Source organism: Kitasatospora sp. NPDC001175 (assembly GCF_053598215.1).
Map to the genome: position 1 here is coordinate 100,540 of NZ_JBSFJU010000021.1, position 19,923 is coordinate 120,462.

Consider the following 19,923-nt stretch of genomic DNA (forward strand, 5'->3'; position numbering starts at 1 on the left):
ATCGAGGTCACCACCCCGAACTTGAGCTGCTCGCCAGCTCGGTATGATCCCGGGGCATGACGACCGCATCTCTACCGATCGGCAGACTCGGCCCGTACCCCGAGCGGCTGCGGCAGCAGTTCGAGGGCGTGGTCTGCCAGTTCCTTCCGCAGGGCGCCGCGCCTCGATCCAGGCTGGCTTCGCTGGCACTGGCACGGGAGCGAGTACGGCCACCGCTGATCATCGGTCTGTGAAGAGTAACGATCTCGCGGTGGCCGCAGGTCGCAGCGTAGTGCCTGCCCGATGGCAGGTGATGTTCGACCAGCTGATGGGCCGTGTCGCGGGCCGGTTCACGCGAGTGCGGCTTCACCAGGACGAGCACACGAAGGACCCGGCCCGGCAAGGTGCTTGCCGGGCCGGGTCCGAGTTCAGGCGGCGGTGCGCCGTTCGAGGCGGGTCCTCCGCGAGGAGACGGTCAGTACCAGAGCTGGTTGTCCTGCCCGGCGCGGGTGGCCAGGGCCACGCGGGAGTATTCGAGGGCCTGATGGGCAGGGTGGCGGGCCGGTTCGCCCGGGTGGAACCGCGTCGCCGGGCGCGCGCGTTCGTGCTGGGTCTGCTCGCGCACCACCCACTACCAGCGACAAGCCGCCCAACAACCATGAAGATCACGATCTACAGCCGGAGTACTAGGAAACCTCTTCACCGGGACCACCGACCGCTTTCCAGGTCGTCCTGGATCAGCAGGGGCCCCGGTCGAAGTCCTGGCGAACCCCCGGCAGCTGACCTCACCTCAAGATCCCCGACAGAGTCAGGCGCAGCGTGCGAGACGGATGCCGCCCAGCCCCGCGCTGAAGGCGTTCAACAGGCGATCGGCAGTGGTGTCCGCAGAGAATACCGAGTCGAGGGCGAGGGTGATGCTGAGCGATCCGGCTCCGCCGAGAACTTTCAGTTCCACTCCTCGTGATATGTATTGGAAATCCGCCGGATAACTTCCGGGACGTGCCACGACGCCCTGGGCTACCTTTTCCCCCGGGTTCTGATCCCGATTGGAATAGCCTGCCGAGACGGTCCAGCCGCGGCTCGTATCGGTTTCCCGGAAGGAAGCCTGGAGCGCAGCGAGTGCGGCGTGGTCCATCTGCCGGTTCGCTGCGACGGCCATGACCTCCTCCCGCACCTGCCGAGCCATCTCGAGAAGGCTCCCGGTCCGGGGCAGCGCGACAGGGAGGGAGACGGTGAACATTCCCGACGTGTCGAAATCGCCGGGGGACCGGGCATCGACGGGCAACCAGATGTGCAGACGGTCATCCGTGGCCACCTCGGTGAGGACCGCGTGCGCGAGCGCGGCGATGGTCAGCTGGAACTCGGTGCAGCCGTAAGTCTTCGACCGCTCGCGCAGCATCGCTCGCTCCGCTCCGCTGACTGTGGCCTGCGCCATCACGCACCGCGGTTGGTCGATCGTATCCGGCCGTTCGGTCGGCGGCTCGCCGGACGGGCAGTTCTCGGCGATGTGCTGCTGCCAGAAGCCGGCCGTCCGCGGCGATCCGCCGGCCGCGTGCTGCTCGGCTGCCCGGACGAAGCTCGGCCGCTGCGGCACGGACGGGAAGTCCGGATGCGCGGTGTCGTGCTCGAAATTCTGCCAGAGGTCCCGGAGGACCAGTGCCATGCCCCTGCCGTCGAGGGCGACCTGGGAGAACGAGGCGAGAAACGCGTGAACCGTGGGCGAGTGGCGCAGCAGGCGGAACCTGAACAGGTATTCCGTGGTGAGATCCCACGGTTCCGCGAGGTCCTTGCCGTGGACGAGCCGGGCGTACCGGCTGAACTGCTCTTCCGAGCTGCTGCGGACCTGCTGGCAAGAGAGCAGCAAGACGTTGTCCGGCTGATGGCGCACCAGCTGAGTCGGGGTGCCGAGTCGTACGTCGTCGCACAGGCCGATGCGCAGGGCGTCGTGCTGGCCGACCGTTCGCGCAATGGCTTCGGCGAAACGCGCGACATCGAGCTCTCCCTCGATCCGGTACGTGGCCGAGATCGAGCTGGACATTTCCGGCCGGGCCCGTTCCTGGGCGTAGTACGAGGACTGCCCCGAGGTCAGCGGATACCTCGCCGTGGGCGCGGCCGTCGATGCCTGAATTTCTCCCCCTGTTGACACTCGATTTCGGATCGACAGCCCACCGGCGGCTTTTGAATCCGAAACCATCGAACAGCGTGCCTGCGTCCCTGCCAAGGAGATGCAATGCGGCCCGGCTCCTCGGGAATTCCGACTTCATCTTCCGGAAGTCGGAATTCATGAGAATTTCAGTGCGCGGGTCGGGCGGGCGGGCTGCAGATCCGGCGACGTAGCCTTACCGTCGGGTACTTGATCTTGATGAACCACTCCGGGGTGGAAGCCGGCCGTGCTGCCGTGCCTGTCCCCGGTGTTCGGGTAGGGGGAGTCGCTGTGTCGATCGAGTTCGTTCGCCGTCTGGATGGCCTGGTCTATCGCTTCCACCGAGATGGCATGTTCAACGGCAGGCCGTCGTTCAAGCGGGTGGACCTGGAGCTGTGGTGTCGGTGGCTGCCGGAGCGGGGCTGGTGCACCCTCGGCGAGGACAGGGTTGCCAACTCCTGGCCCTTGTTGGGCCAGACGGGTCAGGAGATGTTCCCGCCACTCGGCCCCTGGCGCAGCTGGAAAGCTGGCAAGTCGTACCTCTACGATCTGCGCCGCAATGACGAGTCAGGTTGTTGAACGTCGTCGTACCGAAGTCAGCCTCCATGGCGCCGCCACTCCGCGTGGTGTTGTTGCTGAAGAGTGCTGCTGTTGAGGGCGACCGCGCCGTGATCGCGTCGTGCCCCGTGAGCAGTGCGGCCCGGCTGTCCGAGTCCGGCCGCTCGGCGTCCCCGGCGGCGGGGCGCAGTCCGGGGCCGGTCCGCCGGCGGTTCGCCGCGGCTCAGTGAGGTGATCAGGCGCCCCGTCCGAGCAGCTCGGTGACCACGGACCGTCCGAGGGACTCCGTACCGCCGATCACCGGAACCCGCGTCGCTTCCATCGCTACCTGGTGCCACAGGGCGAAAACCCTTGGTAGGTAGATGCGTTGACGGATGGTCAGAATCAGCGGCAAAGCGTGGTTTGCGGGTGGGGGAGTGGCCATGTGGACGTTAAAGAAATGGTTAATCTAAGGTATGCCTTAGCTAACCGGGCTGGCCCGGGATTTCGGTCTCGAATCCCGTAGGCCCGGTTTTGCCATGCCCGCACCGCCCCCGTCAACCGTGGAGCCCCCATGTCTGCCCGCCGTTCCACCGCCGCCACGCTGCTCACCCTCGCCGTGGCCACCGCCGTCCTGACCGGGTGCACGGAGCGGAAGAGCGACGCGGACTCGGCCGACGCGGTCCGGGTGAACGCCTCCGACGATGCCTGTGAGCTCTCGAAGACCTCGTTCCCGGGCGGCCACGTGCAGCTGGCGGTCCACAACAAGGGCTCCAAGACCACCGAGGTCTACGTCTATGCCCCGGGCGACCGGATCGTCACCGAGCGCGAGAACATCGGCCCCGGCACCAAGGTGACCATCAACGCCGAGATCAAGGCCGGCGCGTACGAGGTGGCCTGCAAGCCGGGCATGGTCGGGGACGGCATCCGGCAGAAGATCACCGTCACCGGTGACGGCGCGCCGGTCAAGAGCGACCCGCGCCTGGATGCCGCCGTCGCCGCGTACCGCAAGTACGCGCAGGAGCAGGCCGACCAGACCATCCCGGTGGTCGAGCAGTTCGCCGCCGCGGTCAAGGCGGGTGAACTGGACCAGGCCAAGTCGCTGTTCGCCCCGTCCCGGGTCGGCTGGGAGCGCACCGAGCCGGTCGCCGAGAGCTTCGGCGACATCGACCCGAAGACCGACGCCCGCGAGGACGGCCTGGAGCAGGGCCAGCAGTGGACCGGCTGGCACCGGCTGGAGAAGTCCCTCTGGGCGGACAACCGGATCGGTGACGACGAGAAGAAGCTGGCCGACCAGCTGGTCGCCGATCTGAAGGACTGGCAGAAGCGGGTCGGCAGCGCCGAGATCACCCCGACCAGCATGGCCAACGGCGCCAAGGAACTCCTGGACGAGGTCGCCACGAACAAGGTCACCGGCGAGGAGGACCGTTACAGCCACACCGACCTCTCGGACTTCGCCGGCAACGTCGAGGGAGCGAAGAAGGCGTACGAACTCCTGAAGCCGGTCGCCGCCGAGAAGGACGCGGAGCTGGCCAAGACGCTGGACGGCGAGTTCGCCGCGATCGAGGCGCTGCTGGCCAAGTACGGCCAGGCCGACGGCAGTTACGCCTCGTACGACCAGGTCGGCGAGCCGGAGCGGAAGGCCTTCTCCGACGCGGTGAACGCGTTGGCCGAGCCGCTGTCCAAGCTGGCCGCCGCGGTCGTCGTCAAGTAGCCCCCAGCCCCTCCTCAAGCACCAGCACCAGCACCGGAAGGACCCCGAACGCCGTGGACGAGCGGAAGCAGGCCGAGCAGAGCAGCAACGCCCCCAGCAGGCGGTCCGTCATCGGCTGGGCGGGTGCCGGGGTCGTGCTGGGCGCGGCGGTCACCGGCTCGGTGGCGGCGGCGGTGCGCGGTGAGCACAGAGCGGTCCAGCTGGTCGACTCCACCGCGGACATCCCGTTCTACGGTGACCACCAGGCCGGGATCGCCACCCCCGTCCAGGACCGGCTGCACTTCGCCGCCTTCGACGTCACCACCACCAGCCGCGACGCGCTGGTGCGGATGCTCAAGGAGTGGACCAAGGCGGCCGCCGCGATGACCGGCGGCCGCGAGGTGGGCACGGGCACCGCCGGCGCGCTGCCCGAGGCCCCGCCGGCCGACACGGGCGAGGCGCTCGGCCTGCCCGCCTCCCGGCTGACCCTGACCATCGGCTTCGGGCCGGGCCTGTTCGAGAAGGACGGGGTGGACCGCTTCGGACTGAAGGCCAGGCGGCCCGACGCCCTGGTGGAGCTGCCCAGGTTCCCCGGCGACAACCTCGACCCGGCCCGCAGCGGCGGCGATCTGTGCATCCAGGCCTGTGCCGACGACCCGCAGGTGGCCGTCCACGCCATCCGCAACCTGGCCCGGATCGCCATGGGCACGGCGAGCATCCGCTGGTCGCAGCTCGGCTTCGGCAAGACCTCCTCCACCACCCCCGAGGCGCAGACCCCGCGCAACATGATGGGGTTCAAGGACGGCACCCACAACATCGCGGGCACCGACCGGGCGGCGCTGGACAAGCACGTCTGGGCCGCCCCCGGGGACGGCCCGGACTGGATGACCGGCGGCTCCTACCTGGTCGCCCGCCGGATCCGGATGCACATCGAGACCTGGGACCGCGCCTCACTGGGGGACCAGGAGGACACCTTCGGCCGCACCAAGGCCGAGGGCGCCCCGTACGGCGGGCAGCACGAGCGGGACACCCCGGACCTGGCCGCGATGCCGGAGAAGTCGCACGTCCGGCTCGCCCACCCGGACAGCAACGACGGCCTGATGATCCTGCGCCGCGGCTTCTCGTTCACCGACGGCACGGACGGCCTCGGCCGCCTGGACGCCGGTCTGTTCTTCCTCGCCTACCAACGCGACACCCGGAAGGCCTTCGTGCCGCTCCAGCAGAAGCTGGCCTCCCGTGACGCGCTCAACGAGTACATCCAGCACGTCGGCTCCGCCCACTTCGCCTGCCCGCCCGGGATCCGCAAGCCGGGCGAGTGGTGGGGGCAGGCCCTGTTCGGCTGACGACTTCCAAACCACCGACCCCAGGAGCCTCCCGTGTTCGGCAACTACCTGATCGGCCTGCGCGAGGGCCTCGAAGCCAGCCTCGTGGTCTGCATCCTGATCGCCTATCTGGTGAAGACCGGCCGCCGCGACCGGCTCGCCCCGGTCTGGGCGGGCATCGGCGCCGCCGTACTGCTCAGCCTGGCCTTCGGCGCCGTCCTCCAGTACGGCTCCACCCAGCTGACCTTCGAGGCGCAGGAGGCGCTCGGCGGATCGCTCTCGATCATCGCGGTCGGCCTGGTCACCTGGATGGTGTTCTGGATGCGGCGCACCGCCCGGCACCTGAAGGCCGAACTGCACGGCAAGCTGGACGCCGCGCTGGCCATGGGCGCCTTCGCGCTGGTGACCACCGCCTTCCTCGCGGTCGGCCGCGAGGGCCTGGAGACGGCCCTGTTCATCTGGACCGCCGTGCAGGCCACCAGCGACGGGGTCCGGCCGCTGGTCGGTGCGCTGCTCGGGCTGGCCACCTCGGTGGTGCTCGGCTGGCTGTTCTACCGGGGCGCACTGAAGATCAACCTCGCCAGGTTCTTCACCTGGACCGGTGCGATGCTGGTCGTGGTCGCGGCCGGCGTCCTCGCCTACGGCGTCCACGACCTGCAGGAGGCGGGCTGGCTCCCCGGTCTGCACGAACTGCTCTTCGACATCAGCAGCACCATCCCCAAGGAGAGCTGGTACGGCACCCTGCTCAAGGGCGTGTTCAACTTCCAGCCGGACCCGACGGTGCTTCAGGTGGCGGTCTGGACGGTCTACCTGGTTCCGACGCTGCTGCTCTTCCTGCGCCGCGCCTCCGGGCCTGGCCGGGCGGCCGAGCCGGTCGCGACCGCGACCGGGGCCACCTGACGGTGGCCAAGGCCTGAGCACTGCCAAGGCGGCCTGGCCGCCCGTCACTTGAGAGCCCCCTGCCCGGCTTCCCCGCCGGGTAGGGGGTCTTGTCGTATCAGCCCCGCCGACCGGGTGTGGTGGGTACCCAGTAGCGCCGCACCCCGTCGCGCACGTCCTCCAGTCGGCCGCCGCAGGCCTCGATCACCTTGAGGGACGCCGAGTTGGTGCTGTCGCAGGTGACCAGCGCCGGATCGATGCCCATCCCGGCGGCGATCGGGAGCGCCGCGCGAAGCATCCCGGTGGCATGGCCCCGGCGGCGGGCGGAAGGCCGGACGTCGTAGCCGATGTGGCCGCCGAGCTCCAGCCAGTAGGGCGTGAGCCGGTGCCTGATGGCGATCCGGGCGAGGTAGGTGTCACCGTCCACGTACCAGAAGGTGCTGCACGGTACGTCGTACCGGAGCAGGCTGTCGGGGCCGCACGGGGTGCGGAACCGTTCGACGAACTCGGCGAAGACCTCGGGGTCCTCCCAGCGGTCGCCGTACTCGCGCAGGCACACTCCGGCGGTGGACCCGTCGTCCGGTCCGCCGTGGCCGAGGGCGCGGAACTCCGCCATGGCGACGAGGAAGGAGGCCTGGAACCGGGCATCGGGAGCGATGAGGTGCGGCACCGGATCAGTGTGGCGACTCAACCGCCCTGCCGCACACGGTTTTCGGGCGCGGTGGTCGAGATCCGTTCGGGCCGGTCCGTGACTCGTCGTCAGCTGACCCTGCCTGAAGGGGCGGAAGACTCCGTGCCTATCATGCGCTCATGGGACCTTTGCGACCGGATACGGCTGAACTCGTCCTCGGCCTCGTGCTGTTCTTCCTGATCTTCGGCATTCTCGGCATGGCCGTGCTGCCGCGGATCGAGAAGACGCTGGTGGAGCGGGACGACGCGATCGACGGGGGGATGGAGCGCGCGGAGACCGCCCGCGCGGAGGCACAGCGCATCTACGAGGAGTACCAGGCGGAGCTCCAGGCGGCTCGTCACGAGGCGTCCCGGCTCCGCCAGGAAGCCGCGGAGGAGGGCGCCGCGCTGCTCGCGGCGATCCGCGCGGAGGGACAGCAGCAGCGCGACCGGATGGTGGCGGAGGCCAAGGTGCAGCTGGCCGCCGACCGGGTCATCGCCGAGGCCGAGCTGCGCGAGGACGTCATCGCCGTCGCCACCGAGCTGGCCGGCCGGCTCGTCGGCGAGCCGCTGGCCGACCTGCCGAGCACGCGTGCCGTCGCCGACGCGTTCTTCGCCGAGGCGGACGCCGAGGCCGCCGGGAAGTCCTGAGTACCGCGACCGAACGCGAACGACCGCCGGGCCGATGGGCCGGGCGGTCGTTCCGTGATCAGGGAAGGCTCTCGGAGTCGGGAAGCACCTCCGGCTGGGTGAGCGCCAGATTGCCGAAGCGGGCGGACTCGTCGACCGGGCGCGGCACCCAGCAGCCGGGGTCGACCATCCGGCCCGGGACGGCCCGGTGGCAGCATCGGCTTCCGCCGAGGCCGGGCGGACGGTGCCTGCGACGCGGGGGACGGCAGAGGCTCAGGGCATGGCCTCCGCGTGCACCGGGGTGCGCGGTGTCTGGTGACCACCACTTGCCAGCATGCGGACCTCGCCGCGATCGCTGATCTCGGCTCTGACGATTCCGGAGTCGTCGGCGTAGACGGGATGGCCGCCGGGGCCGTCCATGCCCGTGTCCTTGACGACAACCACGTCCTGCGGGCGATGGCTGCCCGGTTCGCCGGGGAACGTCAGCGCGTACCGTGGAACTCGACCCATGACCGGCCTCCTCAGCTGGCCCCACCGTCCATCGTACGGAGGGTGGGGCCGCCGGGTAGAGGTCAGTGCCGGTGGTGGTTGTCCGGCTGAGCCGGGTCGCCGGGGTGCTCCAGGCCCGGTACCAGTTGCAGCCGGTGCGCGCGGGCGTGGTCGAGCCAGCGGACGAAGGCGATCCGGCGGGCGGCTTCCAGCAGCTCCGGGGCCGGGTCGGACGGAGCGACCGGGGCGGCGCGCTCGGTGAGCAGGGTGGCCTTCCAGCCGTCCACGCTGACCGTGACCCCGGGGCCGGCCGTACGCAGCGCGGCGGCCAGTGCGAGCGGCAGTGTCAGCGGCCGGGCGTCGAACTCCCCGTCCGGTGTGGCGATCCGCCAGATCGGCCCGTTCCCGTCCGGCCCGGCCCCGTCGGGTCGCTCCCCGTCCGGCCGGTCCTCGACGGCGGAGCGGTATGCGGCGACCTCGGCGGGTGGGACCGTGACGTCGGCCGTCACCGCGCGGTACACGGCTCGTACGGCGGCGCTTCCCTCGAACGCGGCGGCGGCGATCGAGCCGAGCTCGACGGCGGCACGCTGGTTCAGCCGGACGGGTGGCGCCCCGCCGCGACCGCCGTCCTCGGCCTCGCCTTCCAGTCCGCGTGCCGCCGCCTCGACGGCACAGAGCTGCTCGGTGAGCACCACCTGGGCGACCCAGCGGGTCAGCTGCCGGTCCTCGGCGCTCCCGGGGACGGGCAGCGCGGAGGACCGGGGCCCGTTGCGCAGGGCGGTCAGCCGGCGGTCGAGCTCGGCCCGGGGCAGCGGCCGGCCGTCCAGCAGGCCGAGGATCCCGGGCGCCGAGTTCGCGTGCCCGTGGGCATGCCCTCGGTCCTGCCCGTGGTCGTCCGTCTGCTCGTGACCGTGCGGGTGCGGGTGCACGTGCAGCTCGTCGGGCCGGCGTGGTGCGGCGCTCACGGGGCGATCACCAACTCGACGGTCGGTGCGTACTGGCAGCGGCCGAACCACATCACCTTCGCCAGCGCCCAGTACGCCCCGGCCTCGGCGTCGCGGGGGACGGCCACCTCGAACGCGATCGTCCGCTCGGTATCGGCCGGAAGGGTGAATCCGCGCACCGGTTCGGTGATCGCCTGCCACGTCCCCCACGGGGAGACCAGCTGCAGCTCGCCCCGGATCTCCCCCCTGGTGCGGTTGGCGAGCACGATGCCCAACTCGGCCCGGCCGCCCGGCACAAGCCGCAGCGAGGTGGCGGTGACGTCCACCGCGAGGCCGGTGTCCCGGCCACCGGTGGCCTTGGTCCCCTGGGCCGCCGTCCAGTCCTCCGGGACCTCACCCGGCACCGGCAGCATCCCCGGCAGGTCACCGACCGCGATGGTGGCGACGTCCTCGACCGACTGCCCGGCGTGCTCCACCCGGGCCGCCGCGAAGTAGAGGCCGGGTGCGGCGTTGGCCGGCGGCCGGAGCGTCACCGCGAAGCGGAGGTGACCCGCGGCCTCCAGCCGGTACGGCCGGCTCCCGCAGCTCACCTCCCACCCGTCCGGCACCAGCAGGCTCACCGTGCCCTCGACCGCCGCGTCGCGCAGCTGGGAGGCGAGTACCACCGAGACCTCCACCGGATCGCCGTCCGTGCGCAGCAGCCCCGGCGAGAGGCCGACCGAGACCGGCAGGTACCCCATCGGGGCCGGGCCCCGGTTGTGCAGCCAGTACCGGGAGTGCACGGGCTGCGCCGCCTCGGCGACCGGCCCGAGCTCCGCTGCCCCGGCCGCGGGCCCGGTGCGCTCCGGCGCGCCGACCACGGTCGCGACCTCCGAGCCGTGCAGCGCCGGGGCAGCCGTGAGCGGTTCACCGGCCCGCTCCAGCAGGTCGGCCGTGCGCAGCCCGGTGAACCGCAGCGCGCCCTCCAGCCCTACGGTGCGGCCGAGGCCGGTGGACTCGACCAGGCGAAGCGTCACCCCGGCGGCCGGGTCGACGTCCGCGGCCGAGCCCCGGGCGATCGGGTTGCCGGTCGGCTTGAGGGCGCTGAGCAGCACCTCGCGCTCCGGGTGGATCCGCAGGTTGGCGAGCCGGGCCGGGAGCGGGCCCGGGTGCGCGGGGACGAGCCGGGGGTGCAGCGGGTGGTTGAACTCCTGGCCCTGCGCGGGAAGCGCCAGCGCCCGCCAGTCGCCCTCCCCGGACACCAGCGAGTAGCTGAAGTCGTGGGTCCAGTGCTGGAGTTGGAAGGAAGCTCCGCCGGGCAGGGTGCGCCGCGGCGGGTCGATCCAGACCCCGGACGGCCAGCCGGTGCAGCTGCGCATCAGTGAGAGGTGCAGGGCGCCGGTCGGGTCCACGGCGAAGCCGGGAAGGCCGAAGGTGAGCAGGGCGACGGTGTGGTCGGTGAGCAGTTCGCCCTCCGCCACCGCGCCCGGGCAGACGGCGAGGACACGGGCGTCGCCGAGGTCCTCGGCGAGTGCGGCGGGATCGGTCACCACCAGGGTGGGCAGCGCGCGCAGGTCGCGCAGGTCGGCGCCGGGCTGCCACATCTCGTGCAGGGGTTTGTCGGCCGGCACCCACACCCGCCCGTGCGCCTTGAGCGCGGCCGCGTACTCGGCGCCGGACCGTTCCAGCAACTCCCGTGCGGCGCCGTTGACTTCCGGGCCGCCCAGGACGATGCGAAAGTCCGGGAGGTTGGAGTCGACGTCCAGCCAGCCGTAGCGGGACCAGTCGGCGCTCGCGGTGGTCGCGGTGACGCCGGCCCGGGCCAGGGCGACGACCACTGCGCGGGCCGAGGCGGCGTCCTCCAGCGACGGGACCACCACCTCGGCGACGCCGAGCGCCCGTTCGCCGATCGGCGCGCCGGTCAGGTCCGAGAGCACGACGCGGGCGGTGGCGCTCAGCCCGAACCAGGTGTTGGCCGGGTTGTCCAGGGTCCACGGAGCCTCGGCCGAGTCGACGTCCGGTAGCGCGAACCCGCGGCCGACCACGGCGCCCGCCACCTCGCTGACCGGCAGCGTGCCCGGCAGGTCGACCGGGAAGCGCAGCCGCAGCAGCCGGTCGGCACCGGCGTAGTCCACCACCCGGGTCCGGCAGTCGACCCGCTCGATGCCGTGCCAGAGGGTGACCGTCTGCTCGTAGGTGATGCCGTCGACGGTGCCGCCGATCACCAGGCGCTCGCCCAGCGGGCCGGTCTCCCGGCGGACCCTCGCGGCGCCGGAGCCGGCGCTGACCACCGGGCCCTTGGGAACCAGGTGCCAGGGGCCCTCGCCGAAGTCCGGGTGCTGCGGGTACTCCTCGTACACCCGCAGCTCGTTGCCGATCCGCCCGTACTGGATCAACTCCCGTCCGTGGCGCAGGTCGTGGATGCTGGACAGGCCGCCGCCCCGGGCGGGGTCGGCGGTGACCCGGTAGCGCTCGCTGCGGATGGTCAGGCCTTGGGCGGGCTGCCAGGCGGCGTCCGGTGTGCCGTCCACCAGCCGCCAGGTCCGCCAGCCGAGGGCCGGGACGTCCTCGGCCAGGAAGCGCAGGACGCCCCGGTCCACCGCGCAGGGCACCTCGGCGCCGGTGTCGTCCAGCACCCGGCCGCCGGCGTCGCCCTCCGGTAGCCGGACCTCCACCGGTGCCGAGCGGTCGAACGAGAGGGTGTTGGCGACCACCACGGCCCCGCCCTCGCCGGTGGTGTCGATCCGGCCGGCCAGCGCGTCAAGTGCGGCGTCCCGGACGGTGGCGGCCAGGTCGTGCGCCTCCCGCCAGCCCGCGAGCAGGTCGATGTACACCTGGTCCGACTCGGAGCCGGTGATCGCGTCATGGTGGGCGCCGTAGGCGAGTTGGCGCCAGACCTTGTCGAGCGCGGCCTGCGGGTAGCGGCCCAGGCCCTGGAGGGCGGCCAGGGTGGCGAGCTTCTCGGCGTCCACGGCGGCCACCTCGCCCGCCCGTTGGGCCTGCTTGGTGTCGATGTAGGAGACGTCCTTGCCGGTGTAGACCGGGTTCATGTCCCGGGTCTGCGGGCTGGGCCGCCGTCCGGTGGCGGCGAGTTCGGCGCGGACGGCGGTGAGGAAGTCGCGCGGGGTGCCGCAACTGAAGCGCGGCCAGACGTACTTGGCCGCCCAGGAGCGGTGGATCTCGGTGACCCACTTGTTCGGCGGGGTGTAGTCGGTGCCGACGGGCAGCAGCAGGTTCCGCGTCGCGCCGACCGGCTTGAGCTTGCGGTACAGCTCGTAGACGGCCTGCTCGGCGCTGGCGAGGTCGGGGGAGGAGTCCATCCACCAGCCGGCCGAGTAGTGGTGCGGCATGAAGTGGGTGAGCACCCCGCGCCCCGAGGGCGAGATCCACTCGAACTCGCTCGGGAACTGCATCACCGTGGCGTCGTCCTTGGCCGTGCGGAAGTTCTTCTGGATCGGCCCCCACTGGTGGAACGGCCCGCGCGCCCAGGCGCTGCCGGTCAGCCCGGCCGCGTCCAGGTAGCCCGGGAACTGCGGGTCGTGGCCGAAGACGTCCAGTTGCCAGGCGGTCTGGGGATCGCCGCCGAGGATCTCGCGTTGGTAGCCGATGCCGTAGACGATGTTGCGGATGGTGGTCTCGGCGCCGGTCAGGTTGGTGTTCGGCTCGTTGTAGGTGCCGCCGACCAGTTCGACCTGGCCGCGCTCCAGCAGCCGCCGCAGATCGGCGCGGCGCTCCGGGTGCTGGTCGAAGTACGGCTTCAGGTAGTCGATCTCGGCGAGCACGAACTTGTACACCGGGTCGCGCAGCGCCAGGTCCAGGTGCGCGTCGACCAGCGCGAAGCCGTTGCGCTCCCACAGCGGCCGGGTGGTGGCGTCGCCGGAGAGCAGCTCCCACGGCGAGGTGTAGGCGGCCTGGGTGTTCCACCAGACCGGGTCGTAGTGGAAGTGCGAGACCAGGAACACGGTCCACCCGGGCTCGGCGACCTCGACGGTGGCCTCGGCCACGGCGTTCCCGGCCGCCACCGTGACCGGGAGCCGGGCGCCGACCACCGGATCGGCGACGGTGAGCGGGACGTCGACCACGCCCGTGCCGGTGGCCTCGCCGCTGACGCCGGGCCCGGTGACGGTGACCCGGACGGGCGGGCCGTCGGCGGTCGTGTCCAGGGCCACGCGCAGCACCTGGCGGGAGGCGTCCTCGGTGCCGACGAACAGGTCGGTGTTCTCCACGGCGGTGATGGCGACCGGCACGGGGTGGTCCTTCCTGGTGGGAGGGGGAGTCGCGGGGTGCTCCGGCTGCTACGTGCCCCGGGCCCCGAACCCGCCGATCCGGGCGGCGGGATCCAAGGTCCGGCCCGTGGGATCCAAGGTCCGGGTGGCGGGGTCAGGGGTTCGGGTGATGGCGGCGGAGGTGCGGGCCATGGGATCAGGGGTTCGGACGGCGGGGCCGGAGGGCTGGACGGGCCCGGTGGTGTCGGGCCGGGCGTTCCCGGTCGTGGCCGGCCGGTCCTTCGTCCAGCTCACTCTGGCCGTGGCCACCCGGGAGTGCCCGTAGGTCGTCGAGACCGCCTCGACCTCGATGGTGGTGGCGGTCTCCGTGCCGACCCGGTCAAGTCGCGGCACGTAGTACGCGTCGTTGGGCGTGCCGCCGAGGAAGGTGCGGCTGCCGTCCGGGTTGCACCGGTACACCTCGTAGTGGTGCACGGAACCGCTCCTCGGCGCCTTCCAGGAGAGCCGGAGCGACTTGCGGGTCGCCGAGACGTCATCGGTGCCGAGCACGGTGAGGGCGGCGGGCGAGGCGGTGGTGCTCACCGCTCCGTCGTACACCGCGAGCTGGCCGATCCGCACGTCGTAGGAGTCGACCGGGCTCGGGGCGGAGACCCGGAGCCCGATCTGGGCGATGGTCCGTCCCCGGTACGCCGACAGGTCCAGGGTCCGCCGCTCCCAGCCGTTGCCGCGGGTCGCGCCGAGCGGGATGGCGGTGAAGGCGGTCGGGCTGTCGGTGAAGGACACCGCCGCACTGAGCCGGGAGTCCCCGGCGGCAGGGGTCTTGACCACCAAGGACAGCCGGGTGCGGGCGGTCACCGGCAGCCGGGACTGGTACAGGCGGACGGTGTTGACGGCGTCCAGCCGCCCGGTCAGGCGCAGCGAGGAGCCGCCCTCGTAGGCGTCGGTGAAGTCGATCGACGGACTGAGCCTGCTGCCGCCGGAGGAGACCAGCCAGCGGTAGGTGGGCAGCACGTCCTGCAGCGAGAGGTTGTTCCAGCCGGTCGAACTCACCCGCCTGCCGGCCGAGTTGTAGAAGTCGCCCTGGCCGGTGCCGAACGAGGTGACGAACGGCTTGGCGGTCACGGGGGAGGACTCGGCGATGTGATCGGCCAGGCCCTTCCAGGAGCCCGAGGTGGTGGTGTCGGACGGATCGCCGTTGGCGCCGACCCAGTAACGGGACTCCTTGGCGTAGAAGTCGGCACGGCTGGTGGCCGACTTCCAGGTCCACTCGGGGCGGTAGAGGCCGAGTGAGGTGACCTGGGATTTGCCCGGCGGGAAGATCGCGTCCCAGGAGACGTCGGTGTTGTAGCCCGCCGCCTCGGTGTCGACACCCGAGTACAGGTCGTACTCGCTGCGGCCCAGCGAGTGCGCCACGGCACGCGAGGAGTCGAGTTCGGCGGCCGTCCACCCGAAGTCGAGGAACATCGAGTCGGCCACCCGGTTCGAACCGTCTTGCAGGAACGCCGAGTTGGCCGAGTCCAGCTGCTCCTGCCAGCCGACGTCGCCGGAGCTGGTCATCGCGTCGTACCACTGGAACTCGACCGGGCCCCGGGACCGGGCGTACGTCATGGTGTCGCGCAGTTCGGTGGCGAGAGCCGCGTCCGCACCCGCCGTCTCCTGGTTGATGAACCAGCCGTCGAAGCCGTAGTACTCGGCCACCTGCACCAGCTTGTCCGCGACCGGGTAGTGGGAGCCGGACTTCTGTACGAAGTCGCGCACCCACTGCAGCTGCCCGCCGTAGGCGGTGGGCGGGAAGAACACCGTGCCGTAGACCTTGACGCCGTTGCGGTGCGCCGCGTCGATGACGGTCGGGTTGGGGGCCAGGATCAGGCCCTCTCCTGCCGAACCGCCCCAGAACACCAGGGTGTTCACGTACTGCCAGTAGCCGAAGGCGTAGTAGTCGGGGTCGGGCGAACCCTGGGACGGGTTGGCGGAGGTCGGGGCGAAGGACACCAGGGCGGAGATCCTCCCCTCGCCGGTACGGGCGTCGGGGTTGGCCCGCAGCGCGGGATCGGCGGTGCGGCGCTGCAGCGGGACCTTGGAGCGGTTGAACCTGGCGTCCGGGTCGGTGGCCGGGTCCCAGTCGAGGATGCTGTTCGGATACCAGTGGGAGGCGTACGGCTGGCCGTCGCTCGGCGTGGCGGCCTCGGCGGTGGCTTCGGCCTTGACCCTGCTTGGGGCGGCGCCGGCTGTCGCCGGGGCCGTGCCGAGGACGGTGCTGGCCAAGGTCGCGCACAGCAGCAGCGCGAGGTGTCTGAGTCTCATCCGGGTCTCCGATCCGGCGCGGGGCGAGTGGTCGGTGCGGAGCGAGTGGTCGGGTGCGGTGGTGCGGTGGTGCGAGGACGCCCGGTGTGGCGTTGCGGTGGGGCGGCCTCGGGAGGTCAGGAGCGCTCGGTGGGCTCGATGAGCCTGCCGATGCCGCGCGTGGTCAGGTACTTCGGGTCGGCCGCGCGGGTGGCGGGGACGATGGCGAGTGGGCCCGAGCCGCGCTGCCGGACCCACTCGGAGTGGAAGGCGCTGCCGGGGGCGACCTCTCGGCGCCGGTCGGGTCGCTCGCGCAGATCGACCTCGCAGAGCAGTCCGGGACGGTCGGCTGCGGTGCCGCGCCGTCCCTGCTGTCGCGCGGTGCGCCCGGCCGCGCGCTGCTCGGTGATGACGGCGGCGAGTTCGACGGCGAGCGGCTTGCGGCGGTGGGCGGTGGTGAACAGGCCGAGGTCGTACTCGCGTTCGGGGAAGTCGGCGAGCGAGCGGTCCAGGTCGTGCGAGCACCACCAGGTGACGCCCCACAGCGCGGGGTTGGCGAGAACGAGGTCGAGTGTGCGGCGGACGAAGGCGGGTGCGTCCGCGTCCGGTACGTCGGGCCGGGGCGCGCCGATCTCCTGGAGCCAGACCGGCCGGGCGGGGTCGCCTGCGGTCGCGGCGGCGAGTTCGACCAGGTAGTCGGCGTGCGAGACGGTGGCCTGCCCGAGCGGGCCGTCGAGCGTGGAGACACCGTTGAACACCCAGGAGTGGACGGTGGTCAGATCGCCCAACTCGGCCGCGTCGACGGGATGGAACGGATGCTCGGGGTCGTACCAGGCGGCGTCGTAGAGCGAGTACAGGCCGAGCACGTACGGCGCGGCCGCGCTGACCGTCCGCAGCAGCTCGGCGGCCCAGCCGGAGGACTCCGCGGCGTCGGTCGGGTTGGCCGGCCAGAGGTTGTTGACCTCGTTGCCGAGGGTGATCGCGAAGACGTTGGACCGGCTGGACGCCGCCCGGCTCACCCGGTCGACGTACCGGATGACGCCTTCGCGGACGGCGGGGTCGGTGAAGAGGCTGCGCCGGTGCCAGGTGAGCACCCAGGAAGGCAGGAAGTCGTAGCTCGACAGATGCCCCTGGAGCAGGTCGACGGCCACATCGAGGTCGAACTCGGCAGCGATGTCGATGAGTTCGAGCAGTTCGTCGATGCCGCGCCGGCGGATCAGCGAGCGGTTCGGCTGGATCCACGGCCAGATCGGGAAGACCCTGACGTGGTCCAGGCCGAGGCCGGCCAGATCTTCGAAGTCCCGCCGCACGGCATCGGCCGAGAAGTCCAGCCAGCTGTAGAACCAGCCCGCCGAAGGAACGTAGTTGACGCCGAACCGCACTCGGTCAGGGCTTGGGTGCTGGATGGTCACGCGCGTCCTCCGGCTGCCGGGCAGGGCGGGCCCCTTGTTGGGGCAGGAGCCTAAAGCGGTTTATCCGGGTTGCCAAGAGCGCCCTCGCCGGCGGGGCGGCCCGTGCTCTCCCGGACGGTCAGCAGCGGAGTGGGCGTCTGCAGGTCGCGGACCGTCCCCGGGGCGTCGATCGCGGTGAGCAGCTGCCGGGCCACCTGCTCGCCGAGCGCGAAGGTGTCCCGGGAGAGCGCGGTGAGCGCTGGGTGGACGATCCTGGCCAGCACCGAGTCGTCGAAGGAGACGATCGACAGCTCGCCCGGTACCGCCACGCCCATCTCGGTGGCCACGCCGAGCCCGGCCACCGCCATGACGTCGCTGTCGTAGACGATGGCCGTCGGCCGCTCGGGCCGGGCGAGCAGGCGGCGGGTGGCGGCGGCGCCCTCGGCGTCGCTGAAGTCGGTCGGGATCGAGACCGCCTCGACCAGCCCGAGGCTGCGGGCCGAGTCGCGCAGCGCGCGGATCCGCCGCTGGGTGTGCCGGAAGCCGGGCAGTCCGGCCAGGTGGGCGATCCGGCGATGGCCGAGTGCGGCCAGGTAGTGCACGATCGACAGCATCGCCTCGCGGTCGTCCGCCCACACGCTGGGCAGGCTGCCGTGCCGGCCGGGGCCGCCCAGCACGACCGCCGGGACGCCGAGTCGTTCCAGGATCTCGATGCGCTCGTCGCGCACCTTGAGGTCCACCACGATGAAGCCGTCCACCCGGTGCTCGGACGTCCAGCGCCGGTACACCTCGATCTCGGCCGCGGTGTCCTCGACCACCAGCAGCTGCAGCGCCACCGCCCTGGCCGAGAGACCGGCCTGCAGGCCGGAGAGCAGCTGGGCGAAGAACGGTTCCACCCCGATGGTCCGGGCCGGCCTGGCGATCACCAGCCCGACGGCTTCGCTGCGGGCCCCGCCGAGTGCCCGCGCGGCGCTGTGCGGGCGCCAGTTCATCTCCCGGGCGACCAGCAGGATCCGCTCCCTGGTCGCCTGGCTCACCCCGGGCCGTCCGTTGAGCGCGAACGAGACCGCGCCCTTGGACACCCCGGCCTGCCGCGCGATGTCGGCAATCGTCGGTCGCCCCACGGCTCCGACTCCTCTCTCTTGACACGGAGTGTAGCCCGGAGGATAGTCCCGGGCACTAGAGCGGTTTAGCTCGGCTGCTTCGGATTCCCGGTGCCCGCGAGCCGGTTCCCGCGAGTCGCGTTTCGCGGGTCGTCCCCTGCGGGGCCGGGGACGGCGGGGCCGCCGGTCGGCGGGTCCGGTGCGCGCAGTTCGGTGCGCGCACGCGTTTGGTACGGCAGCGCGACATGCAACGGCACGTGACCACATGCAAGGCACGCAGACTCACACAGGCTGACGGGCGGGCGACCAGAGCGCCGGATCCAGGGCAGGCCGGGAGACCTCATGCGAAAGTACCGGGTAGGGCTGACAGTTGCGGTAAGGCTGGCAGTCGCCGCGGCTGTGGCGACGACCGTGACGGGATGCGGACTGGGCGGCGGTCCCTCCTCAGCCGGCGGCGACGGTGCCCCCGCCGCTGCCACCGGAGAGATCAAGGGCAAGGTCACCCTCCAGACCTGGGCCCTGAAACCGAAGTTCACCGACTACCTGCAGGGCGTGATCGACTCCTTCCAGCGCAAGCACCCAGGCGTGCAGGTGACCTGGCTGGACCAGCCCGCCGACGGCTACGCCGACAAGGTGCTGAGCCAGGCCGCCGGCGGCAGCCTCCCGGACGTCGTCAACCTGCCGCCGGACTTCGCGCTGCCCCTGGTCAAACAGGGACTGCTGCTCGACATCGCCACCGCGGACCCCGCGCTCGCCCAGGACTACGTGGCCGGCGGCATCGACGCGTACCGCTTCGCGGGCCAGTCCGGCACCTTCGGCTACCCCTGGTACCTGAACACCGACGTCAACTACTGGAACGCCGACCTCCTCACCAAGTACGGCCTCGACCCGAAGAACCTGCCCGCCAACCTGGACGAACTCATCGCCCAGGCCAAGGTGTTCAAGCAGAAGTCCGACGGACAGGCCTATCTGATGAGCCGCAAGCCCGGTCTCGGCGACCTCGCCAACGCGGGCGTGCCGATCACGGCGGAGGACGGCAGGAGCTTCACCTTCAACACCCCGCAGGCCGCCGCCCTGCTCGACCGCTACCGCGAGGCCTACCAGCAGGGCCTGTTGCCCAAGGACGTCCTGACCGACAAGTACGCCGGAAACGCCAAACTCTTCTCCACCGAAACGGCCGCCTGGACCACCGGCGGCGCCAACTACATCACCAGCCTCGCCACCGACAACCCCACACTCGCGCCCAAGGTCGTCCCCTCACCGGCCATGGGCACCCCGCCGTTGTACGTCCAGGGCCTGTCCGTCGCCAGGAGCAGCAAGAACCTGCCCACCTCCCTCGCACTGGCCCGCTGGATCACCAATGCCGAGAACCAGGCCGCATTCGCCCACCTCACCAGCATCTTCCCCAGCACCAAGGCCTCCGTGAGCGACCCGTACTTCAGCAGGAGCGACGGCAGCAACGCGAGCACGGCCAAGGTCATCGCCTTCACCTCGCTCGCCAAGGCCGCCCTCCTCCAGCCCGTCCAGGTGGACCAGGCCATGAGCGACATCGTCAACCAGCAGATCGCCCTGGCGATCAGCGGCGGCACCACCTCCCGGAAGGCGCTGGACGACGCCGTCGCCCGCTGCGACCAACTCCTCAAGAACTGACGGCAT

Annotated in this window: 16 protein-coding genes; 7 read left to right on the plus strand and 9 right to left on the minus strand. The window is 71.4% G+C overall.

The features are described 5' to 3' along the window. The first annotated feature begins 56 nt into the window (after positions 1 to 56). The gene (locus ACWDAK_RS17750) at positions 57 to 233 is read left to right on the plus strand and encodes a hypothetical protein (protein WP_344639946.1); all 177 of its coding nucleotides are present in this window, start codon (positions 57 to 59) and stop codon (positions 231 to 233) included. Between the two features lie 221 nt (positions 234 to 454). Here the strand turns inward: ACWDAK_RS17750 and ACWDAK_RS17755 are convergent, their stop codons facing one another. Both ACWDAK_RS17755 and ACWDAK_RS17760 read right to left on the minus strand, forming a co-directional pair. Beyond that, positions 455 to 604 carry a hypothetical protein gene (locus tag ACWDAK_RS17755; protein ID WP_449806480.1) on the minus strand — a complete coding sequence of 50 codons (150 nt, stop codon included), beginning with the start codon at positions 602 to 604 and terminating at the stop codon, positions 455 to 457. A 183-nt stretch (positions 605 to 787) separates the two neighbouring features. Next, positions 788 to 2,173 carry a condensation domain-containing protein gene (locus ACWDAK_RS17760; RefSeq protein ID WP_427393904.1) on the minus strand — a complete coding sequence of 462 codons (1,386 nt, stop codon included), beginning with the start codon at positions 2,171 to 2,173 and terminating at the stop codon, positions 788 to 790. 240 nt (positions 2,174 to 2,413) lie between these two features. Here ACWDAK_RS17760 and ACWDAK_RS17765 point away from each other — a divergent pair, with 240 nt between their 5' ends. From ACWDAK_RS17765 to efeU, 4 genes are all read left to right on the plus strand, one after another. Then, positions 2,414 to 2,701 (plus strand): hypothetical protein, encoded by a 288-nt coding sequence (locus ACWDAK_RS17765; RefSeq protein WP_427393862.1) that lies wholly within the window; start codon positions 2,414 to 2,416, stop codon positions 2,699 to 2,701. A gap of 532 nt (positions 2,702 to 3,233) precedes the next feature. Beyond that, on the plus strand, positions 3,234 to 4,373 hold the full coding sequence (gene efeO / locus ACWDAK_RS17770; RefSeq protein ID WP_344641068.1) for an iron uptake system protein EfeO: 1,140 nt from the start codon (positions 3,234 to 3,236) through the stop codon (positions 4,371 to 4,373). Positions 4,374 to 4,426: 53 nt separating this feature from the next. Continuing rightward, complete coding sequence (efeB, locus tag ACWDAK_RS17775; RefSeq protein WP_427393861.1) at positions 4,427 to 5,695, plus strand: iron uptake transporter deferrochelatase/peroxidase subunit; 1,269 nt, start codon at positions 4,427 to 4,429, stop codon at positions 5,693 to 5,695. A gap of 33 nt (positions 5,696 to 5,728) precedes the next feature. Next, positions 5,729 to 6,574, plus strand: a complete 846-nt coding sequence (gene efeU, locus ACWDAK_RS17780) for an iron uptake transporter permease EfeU (protein WP_344641070.1) — start codon at positions 5,729 to 5,731, stop codon at positions 6,572 to 6,574. 97 nt (positions 6,575 to 6,671) lie between these two features. Here the strand turns inward: efeU and ACWDAK_RS17785 are convergent, their stop codons facing one another. Beyond that, the gene (locus ACWDAK_RS17785) at positions 6,672 to 7,223 is read right to left on the minus strand and encodes a GNAT family N-acetyltransferase (protein WP_344641071.1); all 552 of its coding nucleotides are present in this window, start codon (positions 7,221 to 7,223) and stop codon (positions 6,672 to 6,674) included. A gap of 140 nt (positions 7,224 to 7,363) precedes the next feature. On the opposite strand from ACWDAK_RS17785, the gene ACWDAK_RS17790 reads away from it, so the two are divergent. After that, entirely contained in the window at positions 7,364 to 7,873 is a 510-nt protein-coding gene (locus ACWDAK_RS17790) for a F0F1 ATP synthase subunit B family protein (RefSeq protein WP_344641072.1), read from the plus strand. Positions 7,874 to 8,125: 252 nt separating this feature from the next. Here the strand turns inward: ACWDAK_RS17790 and ACWDAK_RS17795 are convergent, their stop codons facing one another. The 6 genes from ACWDAK_RS17795 to ACWDAK_RS17820 all read right to left on the minus strand — a co-directional run bounded on the left by ACWDAK_RS17795 (position 8,126) and on the right by ACWDAK_RS17820 (position 18,288). After that, positions 8,126 to 8,362 (minus strand): DUF6296 family protein, encoded by a 237-nt coding sequence (locus ACWDAK_RS17795; RefSeq protein WP_344641073.1) that lies wholly within the window; start codon positions 8,360 to 8,362, stop codon positions 8,126 to 8,128. 62 nt (positions 8,363 to 8,424) lie between these two features. Further along, positions 8,425 to 9,306 carry a DUF7158 domain-containing protein gene (locus ACWDAK_RS17800; RefSeq protein ID WP_344641074.1) on the minus strand — a complete coding sequence of 294 codons (882 nt, stop codon included), beginning with the start codon at positions 9,304 to 9,306 and terminating at the stop codon, positions 8,425 to 8,427. Then, on the minus strand, positions 9,303 to 13,511 hold the full coding sequence (locus tag ACWDAK_RS17805; protein ID WP_427393860.1) for a glycoside hydrolase family 38 N-terminal domain-containing protein: 4,209 nt from the start codon (positions 13,509 to 13,511) through the stop codon (positions 9,303 to 9,305). The genes ACWDAK_RS17800 and ACWDAK_RS17805 overlap by 4 nt, the downstream gene beginning before the upstream one ends. A gap of 48 nt (positions 13,512 to 13,559) precedes the next feature. Continuing rightward, positions 13,560 to 15,794 carry an endo-beta-N-acetylglucosaminidase gene (locus tag ACWDAK_RS17810; protein ID WP_427393859.1) on the minus strand — a complete coding sequence of 745 codons (2,235 nt, stop codon included), beginning with the start codon at positions 15,792 to 15,794 and terminating at the stop codon, positions 13,560 to 13,562. 116 nt (positions 15,795 to 15,910) lie between these two features. Then, a complete protein-coding gene (locus ACWDAK_RS17815; protein ID WP_427393858.1) occupies positions 15,911 to 17,185 on the minus strand; it encodes a glycoside hydrolase 5 family protein in 1,275 nt (424 codons plus the stop codon). A 50-nt stretch (positions 17,186 to 17,235) separates the two neighbouring features. Further along, positions 17,236 to 18,288, minus strand: coding sequence for a LacI family DNA-binding transcriptional regulator (locus ACWDAK_RS17820; RefSeq protein ID WP_427393857.1), 1,053 nt, complete (start codon positions 18,286 to 18,288; stop codon positions 17,236 to 17,238). Between the two features lie 390 nt (positions 18,289 to 18,678). Here ACWDAK_RS17820 and ACWDAK_RS17825 point away from each other — a divergent pair, with 390 nt between their 5' ends. Beyond that, the gene (locus tag ACWDAK_RS17825) at positions 18,679 to 19,917 is read left to right on the plus strand and encodes an ABC transporter substrate-binding protein (RefSeq protein WP_344641079.1); all 1,239 of its coding nucleotides are present in this window, start codon (positions 18,679 to 18,681) and stop codon (positions 19,915 to 19,917) included. Positions 19,918 to 19,923: the final 6 nt, after the last annotated feature.